The 9171-nt window shown below is 32.5% G+C and carries 6 protein-coding genes and 5 pseudogenes; 9 read left to right on the top strand and 2 right to left on the bottom strand.

Annotation, left to right across the window (positions count from 1 at the left end):
• A pseudogene (locus B9P78_RS08515) lies at positions 1-173 on the bottom strand (IS6 family transposase); the annotation flags it as partial.
• A gap of 308 nt (positions 174-481) precedes the next feature.
• Between B9P78_RS08515 and B9P78_RS08510 the strand changes: the two are divergent.
• The 9 genes and pseudogenes from B9P78_RS08510 to fic all read left to right on the top strand — a co-directional run bounded on the left by B9P78_RS08510 (position 482) and on the right by fic (position 8716).
• Entirely contained in the window at positions 482-1642 is a 1161-nt protein-coding gene (locus tag B9P78_RS08510) for a toll/interleukin-1 receptor domain-containing protein (protein WP_094519029.1), read from the top strand.
• A 29-nt stretch (positions 1643-1671) separates the two neighbouring features.
• A pseudogene (locus tag B9P78_RS08505) lies at positions 1672-3083 on the top strand (SIR2 family protein).
• The gene (locus tag B9P78_RS08500) at positions 3083-3703 is read left to right on the top strand and encodes a TIR domain-containing protein (protein ID WP_094519028.1); all 621 of its coding nucleotides are present in this window, start codon (positions 3083-3085) and stop codon (positions 3701-3703) included. The pseudogene B9P78_RS08505 and the gene B9P78_RS08500 overlap by 1 nt, the downstream one beginning before the upstream one ends.
• 783 nt (positions 3704-4486) lie before the next feature.
• Positions 4487-4675: a DUF4298 domain-containing protein gene (locus B9P78_RS10340; protein ID WP_233487820.1), complete on the top strand. Its 189-nt coding sequence runs from the start codon at positions 4487-4489 to the stop codon at positions 4673-4675.
• 135 nt (positions 4676-4810) lie between these two features.
• Positions 4811-5351, top strand: a pseudogene (locus B9P78_RS08485) (site-specific integrase).
• Between the two features lie 551 nt (positions 5352-5902).
• Entirely contained in the window at positions 5903-6268 is a 366-nt protein-coding gene (mobC, locus tag B9P78_RS08475) for a plasmid mobilization relaxosome protein MobC (RefSeq protein WP_094519027.1), read from the top strand.
• Positions 6247-7478: pseudogene (locus B9P78_RS08470) on the top strand (relaxase/mobilization nuclease domain-containing protein). Before mobC ends, B9P78_RS08470 begins: the two are co-directional and overlap by 22 nt.
• Positions 7475-8104, top strand: coding sequence for a mobilization protein (locus B9P78_RS08465; RefSeq protein WP_094519026.1), 630 nt, complete (start codon positions 7475-7477; stop codon positions 8102-8104). Before B9P78_RS08470 ends, B9P78_RS08465 begins: the two are co-directional and overlap by 4 nt.
• Positions 8105-8113: 9 nt before the next feature.
• Positions 8114-8716 carry a protein adenylyltransferase Fic gene (gene fic, locus B9P78_RS08460; RefSeq protein ID WP_094519025.1) on the top strand — a complete coding sequence of 201 codons (603 nt, stop codon included), beginning with the start codon at positions 8114-8116 and terminating at the stop codon, positions 8714-8716.
• A gap of 303 nt (positions 8717-9019) precedes the next feature.
• Here the strand turns inward: fic and B9P78_RS08455 are convergent.
• Positions 9020-9171, bottom strand: a pseudogene (locus B9P78_RS08455) (IS6 family transposase); the annotation flags it as partial.

The raw sequence follows: 9171 nt of genomic DNA, 5'->3' as shown, positions 1-9171 counted from the left end.
AGTAGTTTGCCATATTCTTGCACCCAACGATAAATCGTCGTATGAGAAACGTTAATGCCACGATCATATAAGATTTCTTGAACTTCACGATAGCTAAGGTTATAACGAAGATAGTAGCCCACGGCTATAATAATCACATCCTGCTGAAATTGCTTTCCTTTAAAATGATTCATCGTCATTCCTCCTGCAATCTTTTTCTATTATTCTATCTTATTTGATAGTAGATTTAAAACTTTGCAACAGAACCTTAGATAATAACCCCTAAGAAATCAAATAAAAACAGCCCCTATAATCTATAATTTGGATTATAGGGGCTGTTTATTTATTTTAATAATATAATAACCCTAAAAGGAGGACGTTATGCCATACGGTTCTGTTGCAAAGTTTTCCCGAAATCTATTTTAGTGTAAAATTGAGAAAAAAGACAGAGAGGACAATATACTGCAAAATAATATTAAGTAGTGGGGGGGACTTATTGAGTATGGGGATTGTAATGAGGCAGTATAATAATTTTTATATAAAATTTCAAAGACAGTTTAAGAAAGCTCATGGACAAGTTATAGAAACAATGCCATTAGAATTTTCTAATAAAGAATATATAGAACGCTTTAAATATATGTTTCCAGATAAAATATTGCTGATAGAGAGGGAAAGAAATTATTGGTATGGAAAACGTATTATTAGAAAGAATCTTTCCAAAATCCGATGTAAAGGTATGTCTTTAGAAACTGATAGTTTTATACTTTCAACTTCAAAACATATTAGGAAGATAAAAAGAGAGAGTCTAGCTAGTAACGAAGAGATGGTAAAAAAAGTAAATACTGCCCGAACAATATCTTTAGAAAAATTAAAAGCAGAGTCCTTGAGAAGCAAGAGAAAATTAAATTATATTCAGGAAGTTGAACCTCCATATTTAAGGAATTATCGAAATAGATTCTTTAAAACTCATGATTTACATGAACGATTGGAAATTATAAGAGAACTTTCTAAGTATGATTCAAAAGAAGTTCGGGAGTTTTTCTATGCAATAAATGGGCATATTAGAAATCAATCATTAAAAATAGAAGTTCAATCATATTTTCAGAGTTTATCTTTACCTTTTAGGTTGAGCAGAAAAAAGAAAGGTAAGAAGAATTTTATTGATAACGAAATTGTAAAAAATAAAAAAGGACCAGATGAATTGAAAAAGAGATTATATATTAATGATTTAGAAAAGATAAAAAGATTTGATATATTCGTATCGCATAATTCTAGAGACGAAGAAAAAATTATAGAGTTCTATAAAAAGTTCAATAAAAAAGGACAGGTAGTTTATATAGATTGGATAAATGATAAATACGATTTAAGGCGTGAATGGTGCAATGCCTCCACAGTTGATATTATCAAGGAGCGTATAAAACAATCAGATGTTTTTGTATTATACTTTTCAGGAGAAACTTTGAATTCCCAATGGTGTACTTGGGAATTGGGATATGCTGACGCATTAGGGAAGAAGATATGTGTTTACTTCTCAGAAGATATAAATAGAAAAGGTATTCCAAAATTCTATGTAGCTTATCCTGAATTGCAAATGTCAAAAAATATATATGTCAAAATTAGAGGGAACGAAGATATTTTACTTAAAGAGTGGAAAAAATTATAGGCTTATAATAAATTAGAAATGAGGGTAATATGAGAAAAGAATTATTTATAAAAAAATTTTCGAAAGCTATACAAGAAGGAAATGCAGCAGTGTTTGCTGGTGCAGGAACATCGGTCGATGCAGGATTTGTTAACTGGAAAAACCTTGTAGCACCGTTTGCGAATGAAATTGATTTAGATATTGAAAAAGAAACGGATCTTGTAGGACTGACTCAATATTATATCAATAAAAAAAGAAATAGAGGTTCGGTGAATCAAGAAATAATTGACCAATTTTCTAGTCAATATGCAGAAACAGAAGTTATGAATCTGTTAACACGACTTCCAATTTCTACATATTGGACAACTAATTATGATAAGGTAATTGAAAATGGCTTAAAAAATAATAATCGCAGAGGAGATATAAAAAGGAAGACAGATGATTTAGCAATCAGTATTCGTGATAGCGATGCGATTGTTTATAAGATGCACGGTGATGTAGATTCACCTAATGATGCAGTTATTTCAAAAGATGATTATGAAAGATATAGCGAGAAAAACTCCCTATTTGTAACAGCTTTACGAGGTGACTTAGTTTCCAAAACATTTTTGTTTGTGGGGTTTGGTTTTGAAGATCCTAATTTAGAATCCATCTTGGGAAAGATAAAAAATTTACTTGGGGAGCGTACTAGAGATCATTATTGTATTCAAAAGAAGGTATTAGAGCAAGATTATAAAAATCGAGAGGAATATAGCTATGCTAAAATCAAACAAGAATTAAAAATAGAAGATTTGAAAAGGTACGGTATAGATACAGTTCTAGTTGATGATTATTCTGAAATACCTAAGTTGATATTAAAAATAGAGGAAGAGTATTTTAAAAATACAATTTTTATTTCAGGTAGTATCTCCGATTACAATGAAAATTGGAGTCAAGAAAAGGTAAATCAATTCTGTTATAATTTATCGCGTTCACTTGTTTCAAAAATTATAAAATTATATCAGGGTTTGGACTTGGAGTAGGTAGTAGTGTTATTAATGGAGCTCTTGATGAAATTTATAACACTAAGTATAGGCATGTCAGTGAGCATCTTGGATTATTTCCTTTTCCTCAACATGATGCTGGGGAAAAGTCTCTAGCTAAACGTTGGACTGAAAATCGTGAACAAATGATCAGTGAGGCTGGGATCTGTATTTTTATATTTGGTAATAAATTAGTTAATGGTGAGGTAGTACTTGCATCTGGAATGATGGAGGAATTTCGGATTGCTAAAGAAAGAGGAAAAGTAATAATTCCAATTGGTTCTACGGGGTTTGCTGCAAAAGAAATTTTTGATGAAATGAAAGAGTCAGGGGACTATTCATATATAAACGATTATTGGAATGATTTAGAGAACGACGAAGATGTTATAAAAGTTTTTAATACAATAAATGAAATTATTGAAGGAGTTAGATTTAGATAATGGCAACAAAAGTATTTATTTCATTTCGTTTTAGTGATGGAAAAGAGATTAAAGATGAACTAGTTGATTTATTTGATGAATCTACTGAGGTAATTAATAGATCAGAAGATGTTGATAGAAGTCAAATGAGTAAGGACACTATTCAGGAATATCTATATGAGAAGTTAAAAGATACATCGGTTACAATTGTATTATTAACTCCAGAGGCCGTTTCTTATAGAAAGAATTGGATTGGAAATTACGATGATTGGCTTTATGATGAACTTAGACACTCCTTGGAAGATAGAAATAACAACAGAACAAATGGCGTAGTAGCAGTATATACAGATGATGCTAAAGATATGATACTAGAAAGTAGTTCACACTATTGTGCACATTGTCAAGAAACTAAATCATGTAGAACTTTGAAATCTTTTGACAATTTAGCACGAAAGAATATGTTGAATATAAAGCAAAGCTATAAGAAAAATCTATGTAATGATCTTTATGATGATAGTCATGACTCTTATATTTCTTTAGTAAGTTTGGAGGAGTTTAAACAGGATTATACTAAATATATTGATAATGCAAAAGATAAAAGAGATAGGCTACATGAATTTAATATATATAAAAGAATGTGAAGAGCATTGATTTAGCATAAATTGTCTTTAGAATAAATGAAAAGGCAACACTTTTCTGTACAAGATTTATAAAGTGCTTTTGTTTGGACTAATGTCAAATATTTAGACACAAAGATAAAAAAGAAAAACGGAAATGGCTGTTTTTCTTTTTTATCTCATGTCCATAAAATGGTCATTTTCTGAACACTCTTCTTTTCTTATTAAGATTATTAAAATCATTTACTTTTATTGTTCATAAACCCGTAATTTATTCTTTGTTCATTTATATACACATTTCTAAGTTATGATACAATAAATTAAAATGAAGGAAAAAAATGAATATCGGATATGCACGAGTTTCAACTGGACTTCAAATTGCGTTAAAACAAAAATCTATTTAAAACAAGGGGAGTGTACTGAACTTATTGTTTATGAAAACGGTTGAATTAGAAAAGCGCCTTTCAAAAGGTGCTTTTTGTCTTTCTAGTTTGAAAAATATAGTCTATTTTTTTATTCTTCGTAACTCATTATATATACTTACAATCAAGGCTATTACTAATAAGCATTCCCATATTTTACTAAAAATATCTTGCCCATAAAAATACTGAATACAGAAATAATTAATAGAGGGAATTGCCATAATAGTGACTGTATCCTTACATTTTTTCTTTTCTGTATCGAAATGATTGTAGCAATTAATCCTAATATAAATAATCAACTAGCAATTCGGGTCTTTATTAAATACTAATGATTGCATTAAAAATTGCTTTTTGAGATAATTGCTAAAAAAGAGAGGATTCTCAAATGGATAACAAAGATATAGAGCTGATTCAACAAATGGAAAACAAATATGACACTTTTATGCCAGTCTTAACTAATTTAATTGATAGTGTTGAAAAATTTAACTCAATTTACAATAACTATATTGAATTAAGAAATTTTTATGGTAGTGAAAAATGGTTTGAATATATGGAAATTGAAAAATCCCAGTAAAATGTGGTGTTTTAACAGAAGACCAATTATTTGATATGATTAGTGATCATAATGAACTTCTTGGAGTATTACTTGACCTAACTTCAAAAATGTACAAAAATTTTTAAAAATATCAAAGATTCAAATATCTTAAAAATGGTGCAGGATACACTACTTGATAGTTTTCGTGCTGGTCGTCGCAACTATACAATTTTCCAAGTTGGGAAAGCGACCTTGTTAAGAGTAAGTGATGTCATGAAATTAAAGAAAACAGATGTCTTTAATCTTGATGGAACAGTCAAACAAACTGCATTTATTCATGATCAAAAAACAGGTAAGGGAAATACGTTATATTTAAAACCTGTCCAACAAGATTTAATGCTTTATCATGCATGGCTCATCCAACAAAACATGAATTCAGAGTGGTTATTTCCTTCAACTTCTCGTCCTGATCGTCCTATTACCGAGAAATAGTTTTATAAGATTATGGCACGAGTTGGTGATCTTTTAGGAATTAACTATCTAGGAACGCATACCATGCGTAAAACAGGCGCTTATCGGGTCTATACCCAGTCAAACTATTATTGGCTTAGTGATGCATTTATTAAACCATTCAAGTGAATCCATGACCTTAACGTATCTTGGATTAGATCAAGCTAGTCGAGAAACGATGTTAGACCAAATTGATTTTGGGTAATGAATGTTTAGAACTTAGTAGTCGTCCAAAAACGACTACTTTTTTTGTTGAATCGTCCAAGGACGATTCGATGCTTTTGACTTGTAAGAACAGGATTGAATGAAGCCATACTGTTCGCATATTTTTAGTGGATGAACAAACAAAATACGAGAGATTTTTTGTTCGTTCATCCATGGTTTTAGGAAAAAGAGGGACGATTTCGGAAGAAGAAAATCGTCTCTTTTTTTCTTCTTTTTGTATGACAAAAAGAAAGATCTTTTGCCCATTTTATTTTTATAAAATGGGTAGGTGGCGTTTGCGTAAAGCAAATCGACACAATCAAAAGGGGATAAAAGGGGAAAGTGAAACTTCCCCCTTTTCAAGCAACATTGTAATACAAGAACGAAGTGATTTGTATTACAATGTGATAGCTTGCAGTATTTATGGTTTTATATTTTCTATTTTGTTATAATGATTGTAACCGAATAGGGCGTAATGCTTATTACAAAATCACTGACAAAGGGCGATTGAGGAATGAGCGCTGGGGCATTTTATCTTTGAGGAGGCTATTTATGGATCAGAAAGAAGTATCACAAAATCAAACAAAGTACATTCAATTTCGATTATCTGAAGAACAATACAATAAGCTGAAAATTTCAGGAGAAACATATGGACTCTCTCCGAATCTTTATGCGAAAAAATTAGCACAAAAATCTCATTTAAAAAAACCTTATCTCGAACATGACCAAGCAAAAGCTTTATTGCTAGAACTCTCTAAACAAGGGACGAATTTAAATCAAATTGCCAAGAAACTCAATCAATTCGATCGGATGGACAACCAAGATAAAGAGCTGATCGAGGCTTTACGCTATACATACGGAGTACTCGCTCAAGCTCAAAAGGGGTATAAAGAGTTATGGCAACAATTGCAAAAATAAGCAATGGCGCAAGTGCAGCGAGCGCCCTTAATTATGCTTTAGGTCAAGACAGACCCATGCATGAAAAAACTGAACAGTGGCTACAAGACCATCAATTGGAACGTCCTGTGGAGCTGACAAATTGTCGGGCAGTTGCCGTGGGTGGAACCAACGGGATTGATCCCTTTATCGCCAAAGAACAATTTGATGTCATTCGACAACTTCATAACCAAACGAAAGAATCCAATCAAGTCTTGCGTATTACCCAATCTTTCGCCTTAGATGAACTGAATCCGAAAGTTCAAAAAGACTGGCAAAAAGCCAATGATTTAGGCGTTGAATTAGCAGAAAACCTTTATCCTAACCATCAAAGCGCTGTTTATACGCATTTAGACGGAAAAAATCACGTCTTACACAACCACATCATTGTCAATAAGGTCAATTTAGAGACAGGAAAGAAATTAAGAGAACAAAAAGGAGAAAGCGTTCAACGAGCACGAGAAATGAATGATCGACTCGCTTCTCGAGAAAACTGGCACATTTTAGAGCCACCAAAAGAGCGCCAAACAGAGACAGAAAAAGAACTAATCGCCAAAAATGAGTATTCTTACATGGATGATTTGAGAGAAAGAATCAATAAATCGCTTCAAGATGTCTCTGTGAGCTCATATGAGGCGTTTAAAGAGCGTTTATCCGATAATGGTGTAATTCTATCAGAAAGAGGCCAAACGTTCTCATACGCCTTTTTAGACGCCAATAATAAGCAAAGACGAGCACGAGAGACCCGATTGGGTTCTGATTTTGGAAGGGAGACCATTTTACATGAGTTGGAAAACCGAACAAGACAAAACGAATTTAGAGCTGTTGAACAACGAGAACCAGCGATTACTCCGCTTGAGCGAGACACTCAACAAAGAGAATCAGAAATTGTTAGCCTTGAACAAGCAATTGAACCAAGAAAATCAGAAGCTCTCAAGCGAGAATCAAAAATTAATCGATTTATTGACACAATCAAACAGTTTGCAGGACGAGTACCAGAACTTACTCAACGCGTTACAAGAAAATTAAAGCAAACAAAAGAGAAAATCCTCGATGATTTGAACGTCGCTTTTCAAAGGACATGAAAAATTACGAGCAAGAACAACAGCAAAACCTAGAAAAACAAGCGAATAGAGACGTACAGTCCGAAAAGAAACCAACAAAAGATCATGATCGGGGGATGAGTCGATGAATAAAGATGAACAACTCGTTGTTCAAGTATTAAATGCTTATAAAAATGGCAAAATTGATTTCAGTAACGTTCCAGAACTAGACCGCTTAGTCCGTCAAGAAGTTAATAAAGACTTTCGGGACTACCAAGAAAAAATAGAAGCTGTTGCGAATCAAAAAATTGAGTCTGCCATTCAAGAACAACTCCATCGTTTAGAGGCAGAAAACTTAAAAGCGACCATACTGAAAGACATTCAAGTTGAAAAACAAGCATTACTCACTTTGAAAAAAGAACTGAATGAACAAAAAGAGCAGATAAAAGCAGATCGCAAACGTGAGATTGTCGAACGTTACGGTATTCTGATTGCGAACATTGTCTGCCTGTTCTGTTTCTTAGTTGTCGGTATTCTCATCGGACGATGGATTTATAAAGGTATCTGGGATGGTTGGGGTTTGCATATTTTGTATGACACAGTGATGGAAATACAGCCTAAACATCCTTATGGGGCAGTCGTTCTTGGATTAGGTGGTTTTGGTTTAATCGGTGCTGGAATTTATGGCAGTTTTCGATTAATGTATACCGCTTCAACATGGTTTGATCAACGTCCAAAAATTTTCAAAAGAATCTTTCCGAAAAATAGAGAGTGAGGGGATATTTTGGTTTTAGATAATAAATTAGGCTTAACAAATTCAGCAGAATTAGCTAAACAAGAAGAGTTATTAACGAAAAAAAGAGCCAAAGAATTGTTTGAGTCTGGCAAAATAGAGGATCTGGAAATTGGGACGTTTCAAGGCTTATCTGATATTCATCAGTTTTTATTCCAAGATATTTACGACTTTGCAGGAAAAATTCGAGAAGTGAATATTGCGAAAGGAAACTTTCAATTTGCGCCACGTATTTTTTTAGCGCAAACACTTGAATATATTGATAAATTACCTCAAGAAACATTTGATGAAATTATTGATAAGTACTCGGATATGAATGTGGCGCATCCTTTTAGGGAAGGCAATGGACGAGCCACTCGTATCTGGTTGGATTTAATTCTTAAAAATAAACTACAAAAAATCGTCGATTGGAATCAAATTGATAAGGATGAATATTTAAATGCCATGATCCGTAGTACAGTCAGCACCAATGAATTAAAATATTTGATTCAAAAGGCTTTATCCGATGATTTAGGTAAAGAACAATTCTTTAAAGGAATTGATGCGAGTTATTATTACGAGGGCTATTACGAAATTAAAACAGAAGATCTATAAACACGTATAAACACGATTTAAAGAAACAGACTGCTCAATATAAAACTTGAGCAGTCTGTTTCTTTTTTTGGATGATTTTGACCTTTGATTTTAAATTTTTGAAAAAAATAAAAAAAGGCGAAGCCTATTATATATATTTATCTTATATATTTTAATCTTTTCTTCTTTTGCGTCAAAAAAAAGTGAGTGTTTTCAAGGGGTTAAAGAATAATACATGGAGAAAAAACTGTTTATATATGGAGAAAAAACGGTTCTGTTGCAAAGTTTTAAATAAAGAATAAAATCCCTTACGGTATCTATGATTTAAGCTGGGATTCCCAATAATACTTTGATTTCAGTACAGACCGAAAACCCGAAGAGAGTGCCTTCTTTTCGGGTTTTCTTATATAATCCTCGAATGGCTTCCATGCCTTTAATCGTGGTAGAGGCAGTGCGTAAACTTCGATAGAATTTAT

The sequence above is a fragment of the Aerococcus sp. 1KP-2016 genome, from assembly GCF_002252085.1.
In the GTDB taxonomy this organism is placed as follows: domain Bacteria; phylum Bacillota; class Bacilli; order Lactobacillales; family Aerococcaceae; genus Aerococcus.
This window is presented reverse-complemented; position numbering and strand designations above follow the sequence as displayed.

What these genes read in the sequence shown, in the direction of transcription:
- B9P78_RS08510 (WP_094519029.1), top strand. Translation starts at nt 482, where the DNA reads ATGGGGATTGTAATGAGGCAGTATAATAATTTTTATATAAAATTTCAA.
- B9P78_RS08500 (WP_094519028.1), top strand. Translation starts at nt 3,083, where the DNA reads ATGGCAACAAAAGTATTTATTTCATTTCGTTTTAGTGATGGAAAAGAG.
- B9P78_RS10340 (WP_233487820.1), top strand. Translation starts at nt 4,487, where the DNA reads ATGGATAACAAAGATATAGAGCTGATTCAACAAATGGAAAACAAATAT.
- mobC (WP_094519027.1), top strand. Translation starts at nt 5,903, where the DNA reads ATGGATCAGAAAGAAGTATCACAAAATCAAACAAAGTACATTCAATTT.
- B9P78_RS08465 (WP_094519026.1), top strand. Translation starts at nt 7,475, where the DNA reads ATGAATAAAGATGAACAACTCGTTGTTCAAGTATTAAATGCTTATAAA.